This window comes from Pseudomonas canadensis (assembly GCF_030980095.1).
Classification (GTDB): Bacteria; Pseudomonadota; Gammaproteobacteria; order Pseudomonadales; family Pseudomonadaceae; genus Aquipseudomonas; species Aquipseudomonas canadensis.
This window is the reverse complement of sequence record NZ_CP133298.1, coordinates 587,356-611,045: the sequence shown is the minus strand read 5'-3', so window position 1 is coordinate 611,045 and position 23,690 is coordinate 587,356. Positions and strand designations below refer to the sequence as shown.

Sequence of the window (23,690 nt, the reverse complement as noted above, 5' to 3'; positions counted from 1 at the left end):
ATCAGCCTGCCGTGTGAAAACGTTTAGCCGTGGTGTAGTGCTTGTTCCAGTAGCTGTTGCTTAATGAGTCGATGCGGATGTTCTTGCCCGTACGTGGCGAATGAATGAATTTGCCTTGGCCTATATAAAGCCCCACATGGCTGACTTGGCCGCGCCCGTTTGCCTTGAAAAACACCGCATCGCCGGGCTTGAGTGCGTTGCGCTTGATGGTCGGAGCCGTGGAGCGGTGCATGGCGGCGGTGGTGCGTGGTATCTGGATATTGGCTTCGGTCTTGAACAGGTAAACCAGGAAGCTGCTGCAATCGAAGCCTTGCTGCACCGAAGAGCCACCCCACTTGTACGGCGTGCCGAGCAGTTCATGGGCACGGTCAACCACATCGTCAATGGCGGCTTCTTGGACTGAAGCGCTGAACGTGGGACGCGGCTGCAGAGAGGCTGACGCTGATGAAATGGCAAAAGACAGGCTGACAATGACTAAACAACACAATGATCTAAACATGATAAACGTCGCAGTGGATTGAACACGGCGCACAGACTAAAGACACAGCAGGTAACTACTTGAACGGCGAATCCCCGAACTACGTAGGAAAAATCCGAAAACGCCCATAGCGAGTGCATCAGCCCAGCCAGCGCACCATTTTTGCTCACACCAAAAATCTTCCTACGCCCTATTTAGTGGCGTTACCGTCCCTGCTGACAGGGAATTCCTACTCTGCAGCCGGGTTGGCAAGCCCCTTGCTCTAGCACTTGCATCGCTCATAGCTGGAAGCTTCCTGATGCTGGTGATCCACCGCCGAATCGCCCCCCAAGCCCTCTGGGCCGCCGAGTTGCTACTGAATTTCGAAGCACGCAGCAAAAGCCGCCTGCGCTGTTTCAGTGCCGACGGTGAAGATGTCGGCCTTTTCCTGGAGCGCGGTCAGCCACCGCTGCACGACGGCGAATTCCTACAGGCGGAAGACGGACGAGTCGTACGCGTGTGTGCCCGGCCTGAACAACTGCTGCATGTCACCTGCAGCAGCGCATTTGAACTGACGCGCGCGGCGTATCACCTAGGTAATCGGCACGTGGCGTTGCAGGTGGGCGATGGCTGGCTGCGCCTGCTCGATGACTATGTGCTCAAGGCCATGCTCGAACAGCTGGGCGCGCAGACACAGACCATCGAAGCGCCGTTCCAGCCGGAACATGGCGCCTACGGCGGCGGGCATCATCACTCGCGCCATGGCGATGAAGATTTCAACTACCCGCCCAAGCTGCACCAGTTCGGCGTGCGCCTGTGAACCCAGCCTGGGCGCTGCTGCGTCTGGCCAGTCCGCAATTGCCGATTGGTGGCTACAGCTATTCCCAGGGCTTGGAAATGGCGGTGGAGAACGGTCGCGTCAACAACGCAGCCAGTGCGCGACGCTGGATCAGCGATCAGTTGCTGCTCAACCTGGCGCGCTTCGAAGCGCCGGTGTTACTCGCCCATTGCCAAGCAGCCTGTGAGGCCGATTGGCCGCGCCTGGCCCAGCTGTGCGAAGAACATCGCGCTAGCCGTGAGACCCGCGAGCTGTATCAAGAGAGCCGACAGATGGGCTACTCGCTGCAACAGTTGCTCAATGGTTTGCCGGAACTGGACGGCGGCGCCCGCGAATTTCTTGAGCAGTGCAGTGAGCCCCATCTCGCCCTGGGCTGGGCCCTCGCCGCACGCGCATGGAACATCAGCCCCGCCGACGCCCTCGCCGCCTGGCTGTGGAGCTGGCTGGAAAACCAATTGGCCGTGCTGATGAAAACCCTGCCCCTGGGCCAACAAGCCGCCCAACGCCTGACCAGTGAACTGCTGCCGTTGCTGCAACAAGCCCAGCAGGACGCCAGCCGCATCGAACCCCACCATTTCGGCAGCGCCGCGTTTGGTCTGTCCCTGGCCTGCATGGCCCACGAGCGCCAATACAGCCGCCTATTCCGTTCCTAGGAGAAAAGCACATATGAACACACAACCTTTGCGTGTCGGCATCGGCGGCCCGGTAGGCTCCGGCAAGACGGCCCTGACCCTGGCCCTGTGCCTCGCGCTGCGTGATCGCTACAACCTCGCGGTGGTCACCAACGACATCTACACCCGCGAAGACGCCGACTTCCTGGTGCGCAACCAGGCCCTCGCGCCGGAACGCATCATCGGCGTGGAAACCGGCGGCTGCCCGCACACCGCGATCCGCGAAGACGCCTCGATCAACCTTGAAGCCGTTGACCAGCTCAACCGCCGCTTCCCCGGCCTGGACCTGATTCTGGTGGAGTCCGGGGGCGACAACCTCTCGGCCACCTTCAGCCCGGAGTTGTCGGACCTGACTATCTACGTGATCGACGTGTCCGCCGGCGACAAGCTGCCGCGCAAGGGCGGGCCTGGCATCTGCAAGTCCGACCTGCTGGTGATCAACAAGATCGACCTGGCGCCTTTGGTCGGCGCGTCGCTGGAGCTGATGAACAGCGACACCACCCGCATGCGCAACGGCAAACCCTTTGTGTTCAGCAACCAGAAGACCGGTGTCGGCCTGGATGAAATCGTCGCCTTCATCGAACGCCAAGGCCTGCTGACCGCCGCCTGATCAACCCATAAGGAACCTGTCCATGAGCCTCAAGAAACTCTTTACCGCCGCCGCCCTGCTGCTGGCCCCAGCCCTGGCTTTCGCTCACCCGGGCCATGGCGACAACGGCCTGGTGGCCGGCATCAGCCATCCCCTGGGCGGCATCGACCACTTGCTGGCCATGGTCGCCGTCGGTTTGTGGGCCGCCCAACAAAAAGGCGCCGCACGTTGGGCCCTGCCGTGCACCTTTGTCGGCACCATGTTGATTGGCGGCGTGTTGGGTTTTGAAGGCCTGGCGTTGCCGGCGCTGGAAAGCGGGATTGCCGCGTCGGTGTTGGCCCTGGGCCTGGCGGTGGCGCTGGCGGTGCGTCCGCCGTTGTTCATGGCGGTGGGGGCCACGGCATTGTTCGCGCTGTTCCATGGTGTGGCGCATGGTCTGGAGCTGCCGGACATGTCCAGCCCGTGGGCGTATGCCGCGGGTTTTGTCGGTGCGACTGCCGTGTTGCACGCGGCCGGTTACGCGGTGGTGCGCTTCCTGCCGGCTGCGGCGGCGCCGTTGGTGCGGATTGCGGGCGCGGCGTCGGCGGCGACTGGGGTCTGGTTGCTCGCGGGCTGATATTCGCGGCGTTTGTAAGGGCCTCATCGCCGGCAAGCCGGCTCCTACCTATGATCGCGAGGTCATCCTGTGTAGGAGCCGGCTTGCCGGCGATAGCAGTAGCACAGACACCACAGAACCCAAGCCTGATACCATGCGCGCCTACACCCCTGCCGTGACGACGCCAGCCAATGCCCAGCGCTTCCCAACCCTCCTTGAACACCGTGCTTACGCACTTCCACAGCCTGATCGTGCCGCTCTGGCAAGGCCCGGGCTGGAATGCCGACCTGGCATTGCCCTATGAAGCGCTGGACGCCGACCATCACCCGCTGCCCCCGCAACGCTACCGCGCCATGGCCTGCGCCCGGCAGTTGTACCTGTTTGCCAGCCTGATCGGCGAGCCCGGCGCAGCCTTCGCGCAAGAGCGCGCAGCGGCACTGTTCCGGTCACTGCAACGGCACTTCCACGACGCCGAACACGGCGGCTGGTTCTACAGCATCGACCCATCCGGTCAGCCGCTGGACAAGCGCAAAGACCTCTACACCCACGCCTTCATCATCTTTGCCTGCGCCCATTACTGGGCCAAGGTGCGCGAGCCATTGGTAGAGTCGGTCCTCAATGCCGCCCTGGAAGTGGTCGCCGAGCGATTTTCCACAGGCGACGGCCTGTACGAAGCCGTGCTGGAACGCAACTGGTCATCGCTCAAGTCAGGCCCGCTGCAAAACCCGCTGATGCACCTGGCCGAAGGTTTCCTTGCCACCCTCTCGGTGCGTGAAGACGCCAGCGTGCAAGCCGCCCTGCTGGCGCTGGCGACGGCCATGCAGCAGCGTTTCATCGACCGCCAGCACGGCGTGATGATGGAAAAACCGCTGGACGCTGTGGATAACTGGTTCGAGCCGGGGCACCAGTTCGAATGGTTCTTTTTGCTGGAGTCTTCGGATGTGTTGCGCGGTTCGCCGCTGCATGCGTCGCTGACCCGGGCTTTCGCCTACGCAGAACTCAAGGGTGTGGATAACCTCAGCGGTGCAGTCAGCGGCATGCTGGCGCTTGACGGTACGGTGCGCGACGGCACCCAACGCATCTGGGCACAGGCCGAATACCTGCGGGCACTGACCTTGCGACCCAACAGCGAAGCGGTGCTGCACCGCCAATTGCTGGCGCTGCAACAACATTTTCTGCATGCAAAAGGCTGGAATGAATGCCTGGATGCCAAGGGCGCCGTAAGCCGACGGGATATGCCGTCGACCACGCCTTATCATTTGGCGACTTGCTATCAGGGCCTGGTCCAGCACCTGGGCTGACCCTAAGGGCCTCATCGCCGGCAAGCCGGCTCCTACAGGGTTGTGTCATTCATTGTGGGAGCGGGCTTGCTCGCGAAGACGTCAACTCGGTCTCACTGACCTCACGCAATCCACTTGCGATCTCCGGTAAAGCTGATTGTCAGCCAACGCGCCGCATCCGGCGCACCGAGCCCTGTGGATATCTCTTCGCGCAGACGGTCCAGCGTCGCGACGTTATCCACCGGGTAATCCGCCGGCAGCACCACATGAATCTCGATAAACCGCGCCCGCCCGTGCTTTTGCACGTACGACACGTAGTCGTCGAAACCATGTTTGGCCTGCGCCGCTTCCATCACTTCGCGCACTGTGTCGTCCAACTGGTCCGGCGCGATTCCCAGCACCTCGCGCAACGCTGGGCGCAGGATCTTGAACGCCGGTGCCAGCATGCTCAGGGCCAGCAGGATCAGGATCAATGGGTCGACATACACCGCCCACTCGCCGTAGCCCTGGGACTTGAGCAACAGCGCCGCCAGAAAGCTGATCAGCAAGCCCACCGACAACATCGCGTCCACCAGCCAACTGATGTTGTCGAACTGGATCAGCGATGATTTCAGCCGGCGATTGCGATAACGCACGTAGAAGAAGTAGGCGAACTCGACGACGGTAAACACCGCCGCGTAGATGATCACCAACCCCAACTCGATCTCGCGGCCGCCATTGATAATGCCGAACACGCCGTTGAGGAACGCATAGATGGCGATCAGCAAGAGGAAACTGCCTTCGATCAGCAGCACCATCGGCTCCAAGTGCCAATAGCCGAACTGGAAACGCTCGTTGCTTTTCTTGGCAATCAGCTTTGCCGTGATCAGCATCAACACCTTGATGGCGGTGGCGATCAGCGAGAAAAAGCCGTCGAACAGAATGGATTGGGCGCCAGAAATCACACCCGTGACAATCCCGGCGATCGCTACGGCGAACATCAGGATGGTCGATTGTTTGAGCAGTGCCTGCTCACCTCGGTTACTCACATTTCCTCCCGTCAAAACCTCAAATCCGCACGGTGCGGAGGGGTTTTATCGGGTGGAGTGTACCTTATGTCGTGTTTTGGCCGATTTGACGCATGATTACCGGTAAAAACCTGATCCTGTGGTGAGCGGGCTTGCCCCGCGCGAGGCAAGCTCGCTCACCACAAAAACCAGCAGGACGGAGCGTCAGCCCTTGGCGCCACGCTCGATAGCAAACCCAGCCCAAGTCTGGCTCACCGGCATCAGCTCCAACCGATTGATATTCACATGCGCCGGCGTATTCATGACCCAGAAGATCGTGTCGGCAATATCCTGCGGCTGGATCGGCTCGGCACCCGCATAAGTCGCGTCATACCGCGCCTGGTCACCGCCAAAGCGCACCAACGAGAACTCGCTCTCGCACAGGCCCGGTTCGATGTTGGTCACGCGCACGCCTGTGCCTTGCAGGTCGCAACGCAGGTTCAGCGAAAACTGCTTTACGAATGCCTTGGAACCGCCATACACGTGGCTGCCCGGATAAGGGTAGTTACCCGCGATGGAACCCAGGTTGATGATGCCCGCACCACGACCGTGAGCGATCAGGCGTGGCAGCAGCAGGTTGGTGGTGGTCAGCAGGCCCTTGATGTTGGTGTCGACCATGGTTTCCCAATCGTCGAGGTTGCATTTGGGCGCAGGGTCGGTGCCCACGGCCAAGCCGGCGTTGTTGATCAGCCCGCGCAGCTTGGCGAACGACGGAGGCAGATTGGCGATGGCATCTTCCATGCCTTTGCGATCCCGCACATCCACGACCAGGCCATGCACTTCAGTCTGCTTGGAAAGCTCTTCGACCAGCGCATTCAGGCGGTCGGCACGACGACCGGTGAGCACCAGTTTCCAGCCGGCTTCGGCAAAACGACGGGCGCAGGCTTCGCCGAAACCTGAGGTTGCGCCAGTAATAAACAGCGTGTCGGACATGGTGTTCTCCTTGCGGGCATCGGGGAAAAAATCAGCCAGCAGAATGCCCGTACGCCGCGATGGCGGCAACCGCTAAGCACACAACTTGATACACGCCTGATCGTTTTTTAACCATATTCCGCAAGGCCATACAAACCGTGGCTTGTAGCCATATGCACGCAGGTTATCCACAAGAGCGCCCACAGTCTTTGGGGGCAAGTACACAATGCTTCAGGCCGCTATACACAAGGGCTGCAGGCAGTTTTAGAAAGTTTTTTGCTTGACCTTGGCTGGGACGTATGTAGGCCTGTCGCCGATCGCAAAATCAGAACGATGGCTCGAGGCCAGTCAATCCGGCCGCTGCGGCGGTCTTTCCAGAGTTTAGTCACAGACTTATCCACAGGCCGGCGGGACATATTTCGGTCATATACCTGTGTCTTTAAACAGGTTGACAAAGGGCCCGACTGGCAACCAAAAACCTACTGATCAAAAAACAACCGCCGCGCTGCAAGCCACGGATTCATTGGCTTACAGCCAGCTACTCCCACGTTACCCACAGCCGGTTCCACAGCGGATGGGGACAAGTCAAAACTGTGACAAAACAGGGATTTGCGGCGGCTATATGTCGCGCTTTGGAGGGAGGCTGGATTTGTTTTCCACAATTTGGCATCGGCCTTGTGAACACCACAAAACAAATGTGGGAGCGGGCTTGCTCGCGAAAGCGGTGGGTCAGTTCCAGATGTACTGACTGACACACCACTTTCGCGAGCAAGCCCGCTCCCACAGGGGCCTGCGTCAAACTTTAAACTAGTGACCGCCGAGGTAGGCGTTGCGCACTTCCTCGTTCACCAGCAATTCCTTGCCGGTGCCGGTCAGGCGAATCTCGCCGTTGACCATCACATACGCGCGGTCCGACAAGCGCAGCGCATGGTTGGCGTTCTGTTCCACCAGGAAGATGGTCATCCCGGTGGAGGCCAGCTCGCGCAACGTCGAGAAGATCTGCTTCACCACAATCGGCGCCAGGCCCAGGCTCGGTTCATCCAGCAGCAACAGCTTGGGCCGGCTCATCAGCGCGCGGGCAATGGCGAGCATTTGCTGCTCGCCGCCAGACATGGTCATGGCGCGCTGGTTACGCCGCTCCTTGAGCCGTGGGAACAGCTCGAACATGCGCTGCATGTCTTCCTGGGCAAACTTGTCGCCAATAGGGATGGTGCCCATCAACAGGTTTTCCTCGACGGTCATGTCGGGGAACACCCGCCGCCCTTCCGGCGACTGCGCGATGCCGTTGGACGCGATGTAGTGCGACGACTTGTGGGTAATATCGACACCGTTGTAGAGAATCTGCCCCGACTCGGCACGCGGCTGGCCGAAGATCGACATCAGCAGCGTGGATTTGCCCGCGCCGTTGGAGCCAATCAGGCTGACAGTTTCGCCTTCATTGATGTGCAGCGAGACTTTTTTCAGGGCCTGGATCGGGCCGTAATACACGTCCAGGTCCTTCATTTCGAGGATAGGTGCACTCATACCAACTCCTCTTCGTCAGCGCCCAGATAGGCGGCAATCACTTTCGGGTCGTTGCGGATCGCATCCGGGCCACCCTCGGCGATCACGTTGCCGTGGTCCAGCACCACGATGTGGTCGGAAATACTCATTACCATGCCCATGTCGTGCTCGATCAGCACCACGGTGAGGTCGTGTTCGTCGCGCAGCAGGCGAATCATCGCGCTGAGGGCTTCGGTTTCCTGGGGGTTGAGGCCCGCAGCGGGTTCGTCCAGACAGATGATCTGCGGCCGCGTGCACATGGCGCGGGCGATTTCCAGGCGGCGCTGCTGGCCGTAGGAGAGTTCACCAGCCAGGCGGTTGGCGCAGTCCACCAGGTCCACCACTTCGAGCCAGTAGAACGCGTGGTCCAACGCGTCGCTTTCGGCCTTGCGATACCCCTTGGTGTTGAGGATGCCCGCGAGCATGTTGCGGTTGACCCACATGTGCTGGGCCACCAGCAGGTTTTCCACCACCGACATTTCCTTGAACAGACGAATGTTCTGGAACGTCCGCGCCAGGCCGGCGCGGTTCACCAGGTGGGTGCCGCCGAACATCTTGTAGTACACCCGGCTGAGGAAGCTTTTGGGTGACACGAAGTCGGTGGGCTGGAAGCGCTCGCCGAGCAACTGGATCACGTCGGTCTGCTTGCCGCGAAGGTTGAGTTGGATCTTGCCGCCGCTGGCTTTGTAGAAGCCGGTGAGGCAGTTGAACACCGTGGTCTTGCCGGCGCCGTTGGGGCCGATCAAGGCGAAGATAGAGTTGCGTTCGACCTTGAGGCTCACGTCGCTCAAAGCCTTGATGCCACCGAAGTGCATCATCAAGTGTTCCACGGAGAGCACGACTTCCTTGCTCATGGCGCTACCCCCTTACGTGGCGTCACACCGGTGCGGCTGATCCGGATCAGGCCGCGCGGTCGCCAGATCATCATCACTACCATCAACACGCCAAACAGCAGCACGCGGTATTCGGAGAAACTGCGCAGCAGCTCCGGGGCGACGGTCAATACGAAGGCCGCGATCACCACGCCCACCGTCGAGCCCATGCCGCCCAGGACCACGATGGCCAGGATCAGCGCCGACTCGAAAAAGGTGAACGACGATGGGTTGACGAAGCCCTGGTAGCTGGCAAAGAACACCCCGGCCAAACCCGCCGTCGATGCACCGATGGTGAACGCCGAAAGCTTGACCAACACGTGATTCAGGCCCATGGAGCGGCAGGCGATTTCATCTTCGCGCAAGGCTTCCCAGGCGCGGCCGACCGGCATGCGGGTCAGGCGATGCTTGATGTACAGCACAGCCAGCACCACCAGGAACAGCACGATGTAGATGAACAGGAATTTGATGTTGGGGTTGTAGTCGATGCCGAAGAATTCATGAAAGGGAACCCCGCCATCCTTCGCGCGCTTGCCGAACTCCAGGCCGAGGAAGGTTGGCGAGGGCACCGGCATGCCGTTGGGCCCACCGGTAAACGACAGCCAGTTGTTGAGCACCAGACGGATGATTTCACCAAAGCCCAGGGTCACGATGGCCAAATAGTCCCCGTGCATTCGTAGCACCGGGAACCCGAGTATGCACCCCGCCAACGCTGCGGCGATGGCCGCCAGCGGCAGCACCGTCCAGAAACCCAGGCCCAGGTATTGATAACCCAGTGCCAGGCCGTAGGCGCCGATGGCGTAGAACGCCACGTAACCCAGGTCGAGCAGGCCTGCCAGGCCGACCACGATGTTGAGGCCCAGACCGAGCAACACATAGATCAGCCCGAGGATCACCACGGTGAGCAGGTACTTGTTGGCGAAGATCGGGAACACGATGGCGATCACGATCAGTGCCGGGATGATCCAGCGCAACCGCGACTTGTAGTCCGGCGCCAAGACGTGCACGCCGGAGCCGGTGCTCTCGAAGCCCTGCAGGATCTTCAGGCCCTTGGGGGTTTGCAGGAACAGGCTCATGGCAAAGCGGCCGACCATCACGATGGCCACCAACAGGGCCACGCGGGCCGGTTCCAGGTTGAAGCTGTAGCCGTCGAGGACCACGCCGACGATCGGACCGAACACGACCAGTGAAATCAGCCCGGCGAGGACTGTATCGACCACACTTTTCTTGATATCGATAGGTTTGGCAGCAGACATGTTTACACCTTCGCCACAAGTGGGCGACCAAGCAGGCCCTGGGGACGGAAAATCAGAATCACCACCAGCAGGGAGAAACTGAACACGTCTTTGTAATCAGAGTTGATCAACCCCGAGAACAACGACTCGGAGATACCGAGGATGATCCCGCCCAACATCGCCCCAGGCAGGGAGCCGATGCCGCCGAGTACCGCTGCGGTAAACGCCTTGATGCCGATGATGAAGCCGGCATAGAAGTCGAAGGTGCCGTAGTTGAGGGTGATCAACACGCCAGCCAATGCCGCCATGGCGGCGCCGATGACGAACACATAGGAGATCACCCGGTCGGTGTTGATGCCCAGGATCGACGCCATCTTGCGGTCTTGCTGGGTGGCGCGGCACATGCGGCCGAGCTTGGTGTATTTAATGATGTAAGTGAGCAACGCCATGCCGGCAAACGCCGCCACGAGGATGAACACCTTGGTGTACGTCAACTGAACGAAGCCTGTGCCGATATCGACACGCCAGGCCCCGGCCAGCAGGGTGGGAATGCCTTGTTGCTTGGCGCCCTGGGCGATCTGCGCGTAGTTCTGCAGGATCAGCGAGATACCGATGGCGCTGATCAGCGGTGCCAGTCGGGTGGAGTTGCGCAGTGGTTTGTAGGCGACACGCTCGATGACCCAGCCGTATACGCCAGTGACGACGACGGTAAAGATCAAGGTGCCGAGAATGAGCAGCGGGAAGGATTCGATGCCGAAGTAAGCCAGCAGTGCCAGACTGATCGCCGCGAGGTAAGCGGAAATCATATAAACCTCGCCGTGGGCGAAGTTGATCATGCCAATGATGCCATAGACCATTGTGTAGCCGATGGCGATCAGGCCATAGACCGACCCGAGGGTCAGGCCGTTGACCAGTTGCTGCAGGAAAATACCATCCATAACGCAATCTCACGCGGTGAGCACCTGCACACCGGTGGGTGTGCGGCGCTTCTGGAGGAAAACAGAGGCTCGGCGATACCCCTTGTAGGAGCGAGCTTGCTCGCGAAAAACCGGAGAGCGACGCGGGCATTCTGGATGTCCGGGCCATCGTTGAAGTTCTTCGCGAGCAAGCTCGCTCCTACAGGGTGACGCAGTCAGTTCGGATTACTTCTGTTTTTCCAGCTGATGGTATTTGCCGTCTTTATCCCACTGGTAAACCACGTAGTCGGAGATCTTCAGGTCACCCTTCGAATCCCAGGCTTTTTCGCCCATGACGGTTTTTACCGGGTGAGCCTTGAGCCACTTGGCGGCGTCTTCGCCTTTGTTGGACTTGGCGCCGTTGAAGCCGGCGGCCAGGGCCTGGACCGACGCGTAGGCGTACAGGGTGTAGCCTTCCGGCTCGGTGCCGTTTTTGCGGAACTCTTCCACCACGGCCTTGCTGTCTGGCAGCAGGCGCGGGTCGGCGCCGAAGGTCATGTACACGCCATCTACGTACTGCGCACCGCCAGCGGTGGCAACCAGTTCGTCGGTTACTACGCCGTCATCGGACATGAACTTCACGTCTTTCAAACCGGCTTCACGGATCTGGCGAACCAGTGGACCGGCTTCCGGGTGCAGGCCGCCGAAGTACACGACGTCAGCACCGGTGGAGCGGATCTTGGTGACCAGGGCGCTGAAGTCTTTCTCGCCACGGGTCAGGCCTTCTTCCAGCACCGGCTTGACGCCGCGCTTGGTCAACTGGGCAGCGGTGGCGTCAGCCAGGCCTTTGCCGTAGGTGTCCTTGTCGTTGATGACGGCGACTTTCTTGCCCTTGAGCACGTCAACGATGTAGTCACCGGCGACGATGCCTTGCTGGTCGTCACGCCCGCACATGCGGAACATGGCGCCCAGGCCGCGTTCGGTCACTTGTGGGTTGGTGGAGCCTGGGGTGATGGCGATGATGCCGGCTTCGTCATACACCTCGGAGGCCGGGATGGTGTTGGAAGAACAGAAGTGCCCGACCACGCCGATCACTTTGTCCTGGTCAGCCAGACGGTTGGCCACGGCCACGGCTTGTTTGGGTTCGCAAGCATCGTCACCGGCCACCAGCACGATTTTTTCGCCGTTGATGCCGCCGGCCTTGTTGATCACATCGGCTGCCGCCTGGGCACCCTTCATGTACTGCTCACCGAAAGCGGCGTTGGCGCCCGTCATAGGCCCCGCGACGCCGATCTTCACATCAGCTTGAACAAACGTAGAAACACCCAGCGCCGCTGCAACGGCGAGGGCCAGAAAACCTTTCTTGTAAAACGTCTGGGACATGAGTGGTGCTCCGATATTTTTGATTTTTGGCACGACAACTTGCATTCAAACCTTTCACTGAAAGCCCAGAGCAAGGCGCGTGCCATTACGTTTTTATTCTTCAAAAAGACACGGTGTCATTGTTATTGCAGGTGTTTCGGCTCCATTCGCCAGGACGTGCAACCCTCTAGCGTCTGTAGGTGCAACCAATGGATCCGAAAAGTACAACCGCGACAGGTCGCACCTGCAACCAAGCCTATAAACGACAGTTCCTGGCGCTGTAACAAACGGCGTAACGGAACTGCACATTTACAGTGCGTGATTGCTACGACTTGCACCAATACAGATTAGTAGCCTGCTAAGAAAATGCAGGCTTTTGAGCGGTATTTCGCTGATCAGATCACGATCCTCAGACATTGGCCGGCGTGATACAGCGAGAAGCCGGCTTCATACAGACAGCTGCGCAGGCCCACTCCGGCCAGCGGTTGCATGGGAGCGAAGGGAATCGGCAGCGCCTGGGGATTCTGGTGACACAGGTAGTCGGCAAATGCCTTGCCGACCACACTGCCAGTGGTTACGCCGCGGCCGTTATAGCCCGTCACTGCTACGAGGCCGGGCGCTGGTTCGAACAGGCGCATCAAATGGTCTGGGGTGAAGGCGATACAGCCGGTCCAGGTGAACTCCCACTGCACCGATTTGAGGTACGGGAAGTAGTGCTGCTGCACCCGATCGGCCCACGCCTTGAGGAACCAGGCGGGTTTCTGATTGCCGTTGCCCAGGCTGCCGAGTAACAGACGGCCATCGGCATCGCGGCGAATGCTGCTCAGCACCTGGCGCGTATCCCATGAACCCTGGCCACCGGGCAGGATCTGTTGGGCGGCGTCGCCCGTGAGCGGAGCCGACGCGACCTGATAGTAATAGCCGGGGAAAAAATTGCGCCGCAACTCGGTCCATTCGCCCTCGGTGTAGGCGTTGGAGGCGATCACCACCTGTGCAGCCTGCACTGAACCCTGAGCGGTCTGCACCGACCAGTGCGAACCTTGGCGCTCAAGCTGAGTGACCGGTGAGTGATCAAACAACTGCCCGCCAAGCCCGGCAGCAGCATTGGCCAAGCCACTGGTGTAGGCCATCGGGTTCAAGGTGCCCGCGCGCCGGTCCAACAAGGCGGCGGCGATCTTTTTGGTACCGGTGGCCTGTTCGCAAGCCTGACCGGTGAGCAGCTCCACTGGCGCGCCCCGGCGTTTCCATTGCGCTTCACGACTGCGCAAATCCTCCTCGCCACGGGCGTTGTGCGCCATGTGCAAGGTGCCTTCACGGCGCAATTGGCAATCGATGGAGTATTTGTCGATCAGGCTGAACACCAGGGACGGCGCCGCACCCAACATGCGGTTGAGTTGGCTGCCCACCGCCTCGCCGAAACCGGCTTCGATCTCGTCCGGCGGGATCCACATGCCGGCATTGACCAGCCCCACGTTACGCCCCGAACCACCATGGCCGGTGCGATGGGCCTCCAGCACGGCGACGCTTTTGCCTTGTTCCAGCAAATGAAGGGCTGCCGAAAGGCCCGTGATCCCGGCACCGATCACACACACATCGACCTTGACCTCACCCTTGAGCGCCGCACGATCCGGCCGGCCAGGGGTGAGGTGCTCCCACAAACATGTTTCGCGTAGTGCCATTGCCAGACTCCGGGATGAAACCTAACAAACAACTGTTATTTTGAATTGCAAACCCAATCAAATGTGGGAACTGGCTTGCCTGCGATGCAGGCACCTCGGTGTATCAGGTACCCCATGGTGATGCTATCGCAGGCAAGCCAGCTCCCACATTGACCGCGCTTCGACTTGAGGAATCAGTCGAAGGTAATGCCCTGTGCCAGCGGCAACTCCAGCGAGTAGTTCACAGTATTGGTCTGGCGACGCATGTACCCACGCCACGCATCCGAACCCGATTCACGCCCGCCGCCGGTCTCTTTCTCACCGCCAAACGCGCCGCCGATTTCCGCGCCGCTCGGGCCGATGTTGACGTTGGCGATGCCACAGTCGCTACCCACTGCCGACATGAATTGCTCGGCTTCACGCACGTCAGTGGTGAAGATGCACGATGACAGGCCTTGAGGCACGGCGTTGTTCAGGCGCAGGGCTTCGTTGAAGTCGGTGTAGCCGATCACATAGAGGATCGGCGCGAAGGTCTCGGTGCACACCACGTCGCTTTGCTCGGGCATTTCCACAATCGCTGGCGACACGTAGTAGGCATTCGGAAACGTGTCTTCCAGTTGGCGTTTGCCGCCGAACACCTTGCCGCCTTCGCTCAGGGCTTGCTCCAGGGCGTCCTGCATGTTGTCGAAGCCGTGCTTGTCGATCAGCGGGCCGATCAGGTTGCCTTCCATCGGGTGGCCGATGCGCACTTTGGAATAGGCGGCCTTGAGGCGGGTGACGATTTCTTCTTTCACCGACTCATGGGCGATCAGCCGACGCAGGGTGGTGCACCGTTGGCCGGCAGTGCCGACGGCGCTGAACAGGATGGCGCGCACGGCCATGTCCAGATCGGCGCTCGGGCCGAGGATCATCGCGTTGTTGCCGCCCAGTTCGAGGATGCTGCGGGCAAAACGTGCGGCGACTTTCGGCGCCACTTCGCGGCCCATGCGGGTGCTGCCGGTGGCACTGATCAGGGCGACACGCGGGTCGTCCACCAGTGCAGCACCGGCATCGCGGCCGCCGATGATCACTTGGCTCAGGTATTCCGGGGCGCCGTCGAATTTCTTCAGCACGCGCTCGAACAATGCCTGGCAGGCCAGCGCAGTGAGCGGGGTCTTTTCCGAGGGTTTCCAGATCACGGCATTGCCGCACACCAGCGCCAGGGTGGTGTTCCACGCCCACACGGCGACCGGGAAGTTGAACGCGCTGATCACGCCAACCACGCCCAGCGGATGCCAGGTTTCACGCATATGGTGGCCTGGGCGCTCGGAGGCGATGGTCAAGCCGTACAACTGGCGCGACAGGCCCACGGCGAAGTCGCAGATGTCGATCATTTCCTGCACTTCGCCCAGGCCTTCCTGGGTGATCTTGCCGGCTTCCCAGGACACCAGCTCGCCCAGATCGGCCTTGTATTCGCGCAATACGTCACCGAACTGGCGCACCAGTTCGCCACGGCGCGGTGCCGGCACTTTGCGCCAGGCCTCGAATGCATGCTCGGCGCGACTGACCTGTTGCTCCACCTCGGCGGCACCTTCCCAGTGCACACTGCCGATGCGGCTGCCATCAATCGGCGAATGCACGGGCTGCTTGCCCGACTGGTACAGCGCCGGGTTTACCCCGAGACGATCAAGCAATGCGGCAACCATGGGTCACTCCTTCAATCTCAAACAGAAAATTCGCGCCGCTGGCGACACGGCGATCCAGAGCTTATTTGTAGCTGGCCCAAGACTTGCCAACAAACGACGATTAGGCGAGATATCATTCCGTTTATTCATGCAAAGAATAAAAAGAGGCGTGCCGTGCTGAACAAAAGACATTTGCCCTCGATCACCGCCTTGCAGTGCTTCGAAGCCGCCACCCGCCACCTGAGCTTCACCCGCGCCGCCGAGGAACTGAACCTCACGCAGAGCGCGGTGAGCAAGCAGGTGGCGCAGTTGGAAGAGTTGCTGCAGCACTTGCTGTTCCGCCGCGTGCGCCGGCGATTGCAGATGACCCCAGCGGGTGACTTGTACCTGGTGGAGGTGCGCAAGATCCTCACGCAGGTGGAGATGTCGACTCACTACCTGCGCTCCTACGGTGGCGAAACCGAAGTGCTGCGGGTCTCCACGCCCTACACCTTCGGCGCGCGCTGGCTGGTGCCGCGTCTGAAGGGCTGGCGACTGCGTCACCCGCAGATCCACTTGGACCTGTGCAATGAACAGGAGCCGGATGAGTTGCTGCAAGGCAAGGCCGACATGGCGTTCTACTTCGGCCAGGGTTCACGCCCCGGCACCGAGAGCCTGAAGCTGTTCAGCGAAGAGCTTGTACCGGTGTGCGCGCCGGAGAGCCTGCCGGCGCAGCCATTCTCCGACCCCACGCAATTGAGCAACCTGGTGCTGCTGCAAAACGCCTCGCGCCCCCAGGGCTGGCATGACTGGTTCGCCAGCCAGGGCTACCAGACCGAGCACAGCTATCACGGGCCGCGGTTCGACACCTTTTATATGTGCATCCGTGCCGCGCAGGTGGGTTGTGGGGTGGCGCTGCTGCCGCGTTTTCTGGTGGAAGAGGAACTGGCCGACGGCAAGCTGGTGATCCCCTGGCAGCATGCGATGCCCAGTCAGGATGCGTATTACCTGGCGTACCCGGAGCATTCGGCGGAGGTGCCCAAGGTGCGCGATTTTGTGAAGTGGATGATGGAGCAGGTGATTTAGCGCCTGAAATATCGCCTTCGCGAGCAAGCCCGCTCCCACACTTGAAATGCATTCCAAAGGTGGGAGCGGGCTTGCTCGCGAAGGCGTCGGTGGCTCCAGCGCAAAAAATCACTGGCAAAACCCTACAGGTCTATGCGCCACTAGCCCCCTTCCTTAATTGTGCGTAAAGGTCGGCGCCCATCGCCGACCCGTCTGGAGATTCCCGTTATGAGCGAGAGTGTGTTTGCCGATCGCATCGTGCAGAACTTGCTCGACACCGACTTCTACAAGCTGACCATGATGCAGGCGGTGCTGCACAACTACCCCAACGTGGAAGTTGAATGGGAGTTCCGCTGCCGTAACAGCGAAGATCTGCGCCCTTACCTGGCGGAGATCCGCTACCAGATCGAACGCCTCGCCGAGCTGAGCCTGAGCCCCGACCAGTTGGGTTTCCTGGAACGCATCAGCTTCATGAAGCCGGACTTTTTGCGCTTCCTCGGGCTGTTCCGCTTCAACCTGCGCTACGTGCAGACTGGCATCGAGAACGGCGAACTGTTCATCCGCCTGCGCGGGCCGTGGCTGCATGTGATTCTGTTTGAAGTGCCGATGCTGGCCATCGTCAGCGAAGTGCGTAACCGCTACCGGTACCAGACCGTGATCCTCGAACAGGCGCGGGAGCAGCTGTACCGCAAGTTCGACTGGCTGACCGCCAACGCCAGCAGCGATGAACTGTCGGAGCTGCAGGTGGCCGACTTCGGCACGCGTCGGCGCTTTTCGTATCGGGTGCAGGAAGAAGTGGTCAGCGTGCTCAAGCACGACTTCCCCGGCCGTTTCGTCGGCACCAGCAACGTGCACCTGGCCCGCGAGTTCGATATGAAGCCGCTGGGCACCATGGCCCACGAGTGGATCATGGCCCACCAGCAACTCGGACCGCGCCTGATCGACAGCCAGATCGCCGCGCTCGACTGCTGGGTCCGCGAATACCGTGGCCTGCTGGGCATCGCCCTGACCGACTGCATCACCACCGACGCGTTCCTGGGCGACTTCGACCTGTACTTCGCCAAGCTGTTCGACGGCCTGCGCCATGACTCCGGCGATCCCGTGCAATGGGCAGAAAAAGCCATCGCCCACTACCACAAGCTCGGCATCGAGCCGATGAGCAAGACGTTGGTGTTCTCCGACAGCCTGTCGTTGCCCAAGGCCCTGGAGATATTCCGCGCCCTGCGTGGTCGCATTAATGTGAGCTTCGGCATCGGCACCAACCTGACCTGCGACATTCCAGGTGTTGAGCCAATGAGCATCGTGCTTAAAATGACCGCCTGCAATGGCCAACCCGTCGCGAAGATCTCCGATGAAGCGGGCAAGACCCACTGCACCGACCCGAATTTCGTCGCCTATTTGCGTCATGTTTTCAAAGTACCTGCCATCTCTAGCAAGGAGTGAATCATGCAAGCCGTACAGCGTGAGATTGCTGAACAGCTCAAGGTCCAAGCGCCGTTCAACGACCAAGCCGCCCTTGAGGCCGAGGTTGCCCGCCGCGTGACCTTTATCCAGGACTGCCTGCGCAATTCCGGGCTCAAGACGCTGGTGCTGGGCATCAGCGGTGGCGTCGACTCCCTGACCGCAGGCCTCTTGGCCCAACGTGCAGTAAAAGAGCTGCGTGAGAACAGCGGTGATCAGGCTTACCGCTTTATCGCGGTGCGTCTGCCTTACGAAACCCAGTTCGACGAAATCGACGCCACCGCCTCGGTGGACTTTATCGAGCCGGACGAGCGCCACACCGTAAACATCGGCCCGGCGGTCAAGGCGCTGGCCAATGAAGTGGCAGCGTTTGAGGGCAAGGCTGCGGTATCCCGGGATTTCGTGCTGGGCAACACCAAGGCGCGCATGCGCATGGTGGCGCAGTACACCATCGCCGGCGCAGCCGGTGGCCTGGTGATCGGCACCGACCATGCAGCGGAAGCGGTGATGGGCTTTTTCACCAAGTTCGGTGATGGCGCGTGCGATTTGGCGCCGTTGAGCGGCCTGGTGAAGAACCAGGTGCGTGCGATTGCGCGGCACTTCGGGGCGCCGGAATCGTTGGTGGAAAAAGTGCCTACGGCGGACCTGGAAGACCTGTCGCCGGGCAAGCCGGACGAAGCGTCACATGGCGTGACCTACGCGGAGATCGATGCGTTCCTGCACGGCGAGCCGGTGCGCGAGGAAGCGTTCAAGATTATCTGCGACACCTACCGCAAGACCGAGCACAAGCGGGTCATGCCGTTTGCGCCGTGAGGTGAACCCTGTAGGTTTGTGTTGATTTTTTAGACCGCCTTCGCGAGCAAGCCCGCTCCCACACTTGACCGTTTTCCAACATGGGAACGCGGTCGAATGTGGGAGCGGGCTTGCTCGCGAAGAACGATAACGCGGTCTTACTTAACAGTCACAGTGCCTTTCATCATCGAGATGTGGCCTGGGAACGAGCAGAAGAATGCGTAGTCAGTGCCCGCCTTCAGCTTCGACACATCGAAGGTCACCGAATCTTTCTCGCCAGCACCGATGATCTTGGTGTGGGCGATGATGCGTGCGTCGCCTTCTTTCAGGTAGTCCTTGTCAATACCGGCAGCCATGCCGTCGGTGGCAACCGGCTGCATGTCAGCGGCGCTGGTCAGCACCCAGTTGTGGCCCATGACGTTTTTCGGCAGGTTGCCGGAGTGAGTCAACTCAACGGTGAACGTCTTGCAGCTCTTGTCGATTTCAATGGCTTTGGTGTTGAAGGACATTTGGTCGGTGGAGTCGACAGTGGCCTTGCACTCTGCAGCAAGCAACTGGCCGCTCGCCAGAGTCAGCAGGGAAACAGCAACGAGTTTGGCAAACATGTGAATCTCCAAGGCAGGGTTTAAAAAACGCGTATTGCGACAAGGGTGCCTGAATCAGGCAGGAATTCTTATGATCTGAATCAACAGATTGTATACAACTTTAGGCTATCAGACTTATCAACACAATCTACCAGCCAAAGTACAACCTCCTGACTATGATCGACTCATCACCCATCGGAGTCCGAGCCATGCACCTCAACCAACTGTTCAACGGCCTGCTGGCCGCCTACGCCTGCGGTAAGTGAAGGCCAAGCGCACCCTGAAGCTGCTACCATGTCGTCCCAAGGCAGCTGCGCGCCGCCACCCTCACCTTCGACCCTAGAGGATCGCCCATGGCCAAACCTAATTACTCCTTCGCCAAACGTCAGAGAGACTTGGCCAAGGAGCAGAAGAAAGAGGAAAAACTGCAACGCAAGAAAGCCGCTGCAGAAGAAGAGGCCAATGGGCTGAACGCCGATGTTGATGGTGAAGAAACGAGCGACGAGACCGAAACACCAAAAGATCCGGCTGAATAAATTCCTTTGTGCTGAGCCGGTGCACTGTGGTGAGCGGGCTTGCTGTGGTGAGCGGGCTTGCCCCGCGCTGGGCTGCGAAGCAGCCCCATTACGCGCCCACCAGAACACCTGAAAGACCGTGGTGTCAGGCTTGAGGGCCGCTTCGCGCCCCAGCGCGGGGCAAGCCCGCTCACTACAACAAGCTCGTTATTCCAGCGGCATCACCGTTACCCTCACCTCCGGATCATGGCTCCCTCCCCCCAGAATCACCCCTCGCAACGGCGACACATCGGAAAAGTCCCGGCCCCAGGCCAGGGTGATGTGCTCCAGTGCCGGCTGCACATTGTTCGTCGGATCGAAATCCACCCAGCCCGAAACCGGGCAATACACCGAGACCCACGCGTGGGACGCATCGGCGCCGATCAGCCGTGGCTGGCCGGGCGGTGGCTGGGTGAGCAGGTAGCCGCTGATATAGCGTGCCGCAAGACCCCGCGAGCGTAGGCAGGCGAGCATCAGGTGGGCGAAGTCCTGGCACACGCCGCGACGGCGCTCCAGCACTTCCACCAGCGGCGTGGCGACTTGGGTGGCCTCGGCGTCGAAGGTAAACTCGCTGAAGATCTTTTCCATCAGCGCCTGCACGCCCAGCAGCAGCGGTTTGCCGGGAGGAAAGCAGCTTTCGGAAAATTCGACGAAGGTTTTCTTCAAGTGCACGTAGGGCGATTCGAAGCGGTAGCGGCAGGCTTCGATCAATTCACCGGACATCGGCTGGCTGCTGTAGGTCAGGCTGTCGCGGGTCTGGTCCCAGGCGGGCGACTGCTGGAAATCCAGCGCCGGCCGCGCCAGCACTTCCACGCTCAGCCCGGCGTTCACCAGCAATTCATCATGAGGCCGCTCGAATGCCAGGCGCGTGATCGGGTTGCCAAACACGTCCAGCTCATCGCGGCGCGAGGTCGGTTCCGGGCTGATATCCAGTTGCTGCAAGCTGCAACGCTGCCAGGCGCACGGCCGTGGCCATAAATGCGCCAACTGCTGGGCCAGGGACACCGGGCTGTCATAGTGGTAATGGGTATCGTGGAAAATCTGGTAGCGCGCACTCATCACACCGACACCGTTTGTTGGCTGACATCATCCACATGGGCAAAGTGACGCAAGGCCAGGCGGTCCGACACTAGCCCACTCTCATCGGCCACTGCTTGCAGCAGGTCGGCCAGGCCGTCCAGCGCGGCACGTACGCTGGATTCGCCGAACAACGGGTTCTCCAGGCAACCCAGGTCGAACCGCGCCAGGCGCTCCACCAATGGGCCAAGGCCGGTTTCCCGAGGCACACCAAAATCATCGTTGAGGCGTCGCAGCGTGCGGCTCACCAACTTGAGCTGGAACAACACCGCGTGGGGGTTCTGCTCGTCCAGCAGCAGCAAGTCGAGCACCGGGATCAACTGCGGCACCGCCAGGTAACGCGAACGGTAGGTGATGCTGCTGTTGCCCAATTCCAGCAACCACTCCAACCCGGCCTGATCGAACACCGCCACGCCGCGCAGGAACGCCGCCAGGCTGCTGCTCAGGAATTGCAGACGCTCGATACGCCGGCCCATCATCAAAAAGCGCCAGCCTTCGTCACGGGTCATGTCGTCCAGGGCAAACCCGGACAACGCCGCCAGGGACATCACCAGGCGGTTGAGGAAGTCCAGCAACTCGCCAAAATCCGGTGAATCGCTTTCCAGCTCCATGGCTTCGCGCTGCAGCTCCACCAAGGCCTGCCAGTTCTCCCGAGACAGCTTGCCGCGTACCTGCGACGCCGCCCACTGCAAGCGTTGCAGGTTGGCGCGCAGGCTCGACGGCCAGTCGTCTCCGAGCAGCGCCGCCAGCAGGCGTTCGGGCAATTCGCCCTCCTCCGGCAGCAGACGCAGGTTTTCGCCCAGCTCGACAGCCGCCTGCAGGGCCAGCGGGTCGTCGCCATCCACATAACGCGCCAGCACGATACGCAGCCAACGCGCGCTGTCGTCGCAGCGTTCGCAGTAACGGCCGAACCAGAACAGATTTTCCACCACGCGGGACGGCAGATAGGGATCGCGGCGCACCAGGTCATGGGCGCCAATCGCGCGTTGGGCACGCCAGTGTTCGCCACCGGCGGCGCGCTCGCCGAGTACCCAGGTGTCCTTGCTGGCACCGCCGCGTTGCATCGACACCACTTCGGCATCGGCTTCGGCCGCTACGCGCGTCAGGCCGCCGGGAAGCACACGGTAACCGTCGTCACTGGCCACGGCGTATACGCGCATGCCGATGGCGCGGTGTTGCAGGTGGTCATCCACGGTGTGCCATACCGGCGCTTGGGACAATTGAGCCAACTCCTGGGCGACGTAGGCGTAGGGCCGCGCGCGCATGCGCTCGGCCAGGGCCTGGCGTTGTTCGTCGTTGAGGTCGCGGCCGAATACCGGCGCAAAACTCTGCGACGGAAACGCGGGTTTGATCAGCAACTCCGGCAGTTTCTCCAGAGCTTCGGCCAGCACCGGCGCCTCACCGCACCACCAGGTGGCGATGGACGGCAGAATCAGTTTTTCACCAAACAGGAATTCGTTGATCTTCGGCAGAAAACCCAGCAAACCGGGGGATTCCAGCACGCCGCTGCCCAGGGCATTGGCCACCAGCACATTGCCTTGGCGCACGGCATCCAGCAAACCCGGTACGCCGAGGGCCGAGTCAGTGCGCAGCTCCAGCGGGTCGCAGAAATCATCGTCGAGGCGACGCATGATCGCGTGCACCCGGCGTAGGCCGCTGAGGGTTTTCAGGAACACAGTGCTGTCGCGCACGGTGAGGTCGCCGCCCTCCACCAGCGGGTAGCCGAGCTGGCGGGCGAGGTAAAGATGCTCGAAGTAACTTTCGTTGAACCGGCCGGGCGTCAGCAGCACGATCAGCGGCGGCTGGTCATCACCGGGCGCCTGGCGGGCCAGGGTTTCCTGCAAGGTGCGGAAGAACCCGGTGAGGTGCTGCACCTGCAAGTCACGGTAAAGATCCGGGAAGGCGCGGGACACGATGGTGCGGTTTTCCAACGCATATCCGGCACCGGACGGCGCCTGGGTACGGTCGGCGGTGACCCACCAGCGACCATCCGGCGTGCGTGCCAGGTCCACGGCATAGAGGTGCAGGAACGCACCGTCCGGCGGCTGGATGCCCTGGCACGGCCACAGGAAATTGTTATGCCCAAATACCAGCTCAGCCGGCAGCAAGCCTTCCTTGATCAGGCGTTGCGGGCCATAGAGATCGGCCAGTACGGCATTGAGCAGGCGTGCACGTTGCGCGATACCCGCCGACAGGCGCTGCCATTCATCAGCGGCCAACACATGGGGCAGTAGGTCCAGCTCCCACGGGCGGTCGGCGCCCTTGGGGTCGGCGTAGACGTTGTAGGTCACGCCGTTTTCCTGGATCTGCCGGGTCAACAGCGCCTGGCGCTGGGCCAGTTGCGCGGGCGTGCTGCGTTGCAGGTGATCCAGCAAGCGCCGCCAATGGGCACGCACCGCGCCGCTGTCATCCAGCAGTTCGTGATAAGTGCCCGCGGTCAGCGGGTAACGGTCGAGCAAATCGGACATGGAACGCTCGGCAGAGGCAAGGGGGCTCAGATTAACTCAACAAACACTGCAAATCCCCTGTAGCCGCGGGCTTTTGTGCTGAGCGGGCTTGCC

At 60.9% G+C, this 23,690-nt stretch carries 22 protein-coding genes; 9 read left to right on the top strand and 13 right to left on the bottom strand.

Annotation, left to right across the window (positions count from 1 at the left end; translation table 11 throughout):
* Nucleotide 1: 1 nt before the first annotated feature.
* Nucleotides 2-499, bottom strand: coding sequence for a C40 family peptidase (locus RB216_RS02690; RefSeq protein WP_028615539.1), 498 nt, complete (start codon nucleotides 497-499; stop codon nucleotides 2-4).
* Between the two features lie 277 nt (nucleotides 500-776).
* On the opposite strand from RB216_RS02690, the gene ureE reads away from it, so the two are divergent.
* The 5 genes from ureE (at nucleotide 777) to RB216_RS02665 (ending at nucleotide 4,451) form a co-directional block, all read left to right on the top strand.
* Entirely contained in the window at nucleotides 777-1,277 is a 501-nt protein-coding gene (gene ureE / locus RB216_RS02685) for an urease accessory protein UreE (RefSeq protein ID WP_016976942.1), read from the top strand.
* Entirely contained in the window at nucleotides 1,274-1,948 is a 675-nt protein-coding gene (locus tag RB216_RS02680) for an urease accessory protein UreF (protein WP_236317937.1), read from the top strand. Before ureE ends, RB216_RS02680 begins: the two co-directional genes overlap by 4 nt.
* A 13-nt stretch (nucleotides 1,949-1,961) precedes the next feature.
* Entirely contained in the window at nucleotides 1,962-2,576 is a 615-nt protein-coding gene (gene ureG / locus RB216_RS02675; RefSeq protein ID WP_028615537.1) for an urease accessory protein UreG, read from the top strand.
* A gap of 22 nt (nucleotides 2,577-2,598) precedes the next feature.
* Nucleotides 2,599-3,171, top strand: a complete 573-nt coding sequence (locus tag RB216_RS02670; protein WP_028615536.1) for a HupE/UreJ family protein — start codon at nucleotides 2,599-2,601, stop codon at nucleotides 3,169-3,171.
* Between the two features lie 170 nt (nucleotides 3,172-3,341).
* Nucleotides 3,342-4,451 (top strand): AGE family epimerase/isomerase, encoded by a 1,110-nt coding sequence (locus RB216_RS02665; RefSeq protein ID WP_308908287.1) that lies wholly within the window; start codon nucleotides 3,342-3,344, stop codon nucleotides 4,449-4,451.
* 101 nt (nucleotides 4,452-4,552) lie between these two features.
* Here RB216_RS02665 and RB216_RS02660 read toward each other — a convergent pair whose 3' ends face one another.
* From RB216_RS02660 to amaB, 9 genes are all read right to left on the bottom strand, one after another.
* Nucleotides 4,553-5,458 carry a cation diffusion facilitator family transporter gene (locus RB216_RS02660; RefSeq protein WP_068935281.1) on the bottom strand — a complete coding sequence of 302 codons (906 nt, stop codon included), beginning with the start codon at nucleotides 5,456-5,458 and terminating at the stop codon, nucleotides 4,553-4,555.
* A gap of 183 nt (nucleotides 5,459-5,641) precedes the next feature.
* Complete coding sequence (locus RB216_RS02655) at nucleotides 5,642-6,409, bottom strand: SDR family oxidoreductase (RefSeq protein ID WP_028615533.1); 768 nt, start codon at nucleotides 6,407-6,409, stop codon at nucleotides 5,642-5,644.
* 786 nt (nucleotides 6,410-7,195) lie between these two features.
* Nucleotides 7,196-7,912 (bottom strand): ABC transporter ATP-binding protein, encoded by a 717-nt coding sequence (locus RB216_RS02650; RefSeq protein ID WP_010213569.1) that lies wholly within the window; start codon nucleotides 7,910-7,912, stop codon nucleotides 7,196-7,198.
* Nucleotides 7,909-8,784, bottom strand: a complete 876-nt coding sequence (locus RB216_RS02645) for an ABC transporter ATP-binding protein (protein ID WP_028615532.1) — start codon at nucleotides 8,782-8,784, stop codon at nucleotides 7,909-7,911. Before RB216_RS02645 ends, RB216_RS02650 begins: the two co-directional genes overlap by 4 nt.
* Nucleotides 8,781-10,058, bottom strand: a complete 1,278-nt coding sequence (gene livM / locus RB216_RS02640) for a high-affinity branched-chain amino acid ABC transporter permease LivM (RefSeq protein WP_016976932.1) — start codon at nucleotides 10,056-10,058, stop codon at nucleotides 8,781-8,783. Before livM ends, RB216_RS02645 begins: the two co-directional genes overlap by 4 nt.
* 2 nt (nucleotides 10,059-10,060) lie before the next feature.
* On the bottom strand, nucleotides 10,061-10,975 hold the full coding sequence (locus tag RB216_RS02635; RefSeq protein ID WP_003188099.1) for an ABC transporter permease subunit: 915 nt from the start codon (nucleotides 10,973-10,975) through the stop codon (nucleotides 10,061-10,063).
* Nucleotides 10,976-11,179: 204 nt separating this feature from the next.
* On the bottom strand, nucleotides 11,180-12,316 hold the full coding sequence (locus RB216_RS02630; protein ID WP_010213577.1) for a branched-chain amino acid ABC transporter substrate-binding protein: 1,137 nt from the start codon (nucleotides 12,314-12,316) through the stop codon (nucleotides 11,180-11,182).
* A 374-nt stretch (nucleotides 12,317-12,690) separates the two neighbouring features.
* Nucleotides 12,691-13,974, bottom strand: coding sequence for an L-pipecolate oxidase (gene amaA, locus RB216_RS02625; RefSeq protein ID WP_308908286.1), 1,284 nt, complete (start codon nucleotides 13,972-13,974; stop codon nucleotides 12,691-12,693).
* Nucleotides 13,975-14,147: 173 nt separating this feature from the next.
* Nucleotides 14,148-15,638, bottom strand: a complete 1,491-nt coding sequence (amaB, locus tag RB216_RS02620) for an L-piperidine-6-carboxylate dehydrogenase (RefSeq protein WP_308908285.1) — start codon at nucleotides 15,636-15,638, stop codon at nucleotides 14,148-14,150.
* A 153-nt stretch (nucleotides 15,639-15,791) separates the two neighbouring features.
* Between amaB and RB216_RS02615 the strand changes: the two genes are divergently transcribed.
* From RB216_RS02615 to nadE, 3 genes are all read left to right on the top strand, one after another.
* Nucleotides 15,792-16,682 carry a LysR family transcriptional regulator gene (locus tag RB216_RS02615; RefSeq protein ID WP_016976928.1) on the top strand — a complete coding sequence of 297 codons (891 nt, stop codon included), beginning with the start codon at nucleotides 15,792-15,794 and terminating at the stop codon, nucleotides 16,680-16,682.
* Nucleotides 16,683-16,889: 207 nt separating this feature from the next.
* Nucleotides 16,890-18,104 carry a nicotinate phosphoribosyltransferase gene (gene pncB, locus RB216_RS02610; protein ID WP_012721934.1) on the top strand — a complete coding sequence of 405 codons (1,215 nt, stop codon included), beginning with the start codon at nucleotides 16,890-16,892 and terminating at the stop codon, nucleotides 18,102-18,104.
* 3 nt (nucleotides 18,105-18,107) lie between these two features.
* On the top strand, nucleotides 18,108-18,935 hold the full coding sequence (gene nadE, locus RB216_RS02605; RefSeq protein ID WP_308908284.1) for an NAD(+) synthase: 828 nt from the start codon (nucleotides 18,108-18,110) through the stop codon (nucleotides 18,933-18,935).
* A 137-nt stretch (nucleotides 18,936-19,072) separates the two neighbouring features.
* Here the strand turns inward: nadE and azu are convergent, their stop codons facing one another.
* Nucleotides 19,073-19,519 (bottom strand): azurin, encoded by a 447-nt coding sequence (azu, locus tag RB216_RS02600; protein WP_308908283.1) that lies wholly within the window; start codon nucleotides 19,517-19,519, stop codon nucleotides 19,073-19,075.
* A gap of 332 nt (nucleotides 19,520-19,851) precedes the next feature.
* Here azu and RB216_RS02595 point away from each other — a divergent pair, with 332 nt between their 5' ends.
* Nucleotides 19,852-20,034, top strand: coding sequence for a hypothetical protein (locus RB216_RS02595; RefSeq protein ID WP_016976924.1), 183 nt, complete (start codon nucleotides 19,852-19,854; stop codon nucleotides 20,032-20,034).
* Nucleotides 20,035-20,220: 186 nt separating this feature from the next.
* On the opposite strand, the gene RB216_RS02590 is transcribed toward RB216_RS02595, so the two are convergent.
* Nucleotides 20,221-21,111 (bottom strand): transglutaminase family protein, encoded by an 891-nt coding sequence (locus RB216_RS02590; protein WP_028615528.1) that lies wholly within the window; start codon nucleotides 21,109-21,111, stop codon nucleotides 20,221-20,223.
* Entirely contained in the window at nucleotides 21,111-23,597 is a 2,487-nt protein-coding gene (locus tag RB216_RS02585; protein ID WP_308908282.1) for a circularly permuted type 2 ATP-grasp protein, read from the bottom strand. The genes RB216_RS02590 and RB216_RS02585 overlap by 1 nt, the downstream gene beginning before the upstream one ends.
* Nucleotides 23,598-23,690: the final 93 nt, after the last annotated feature.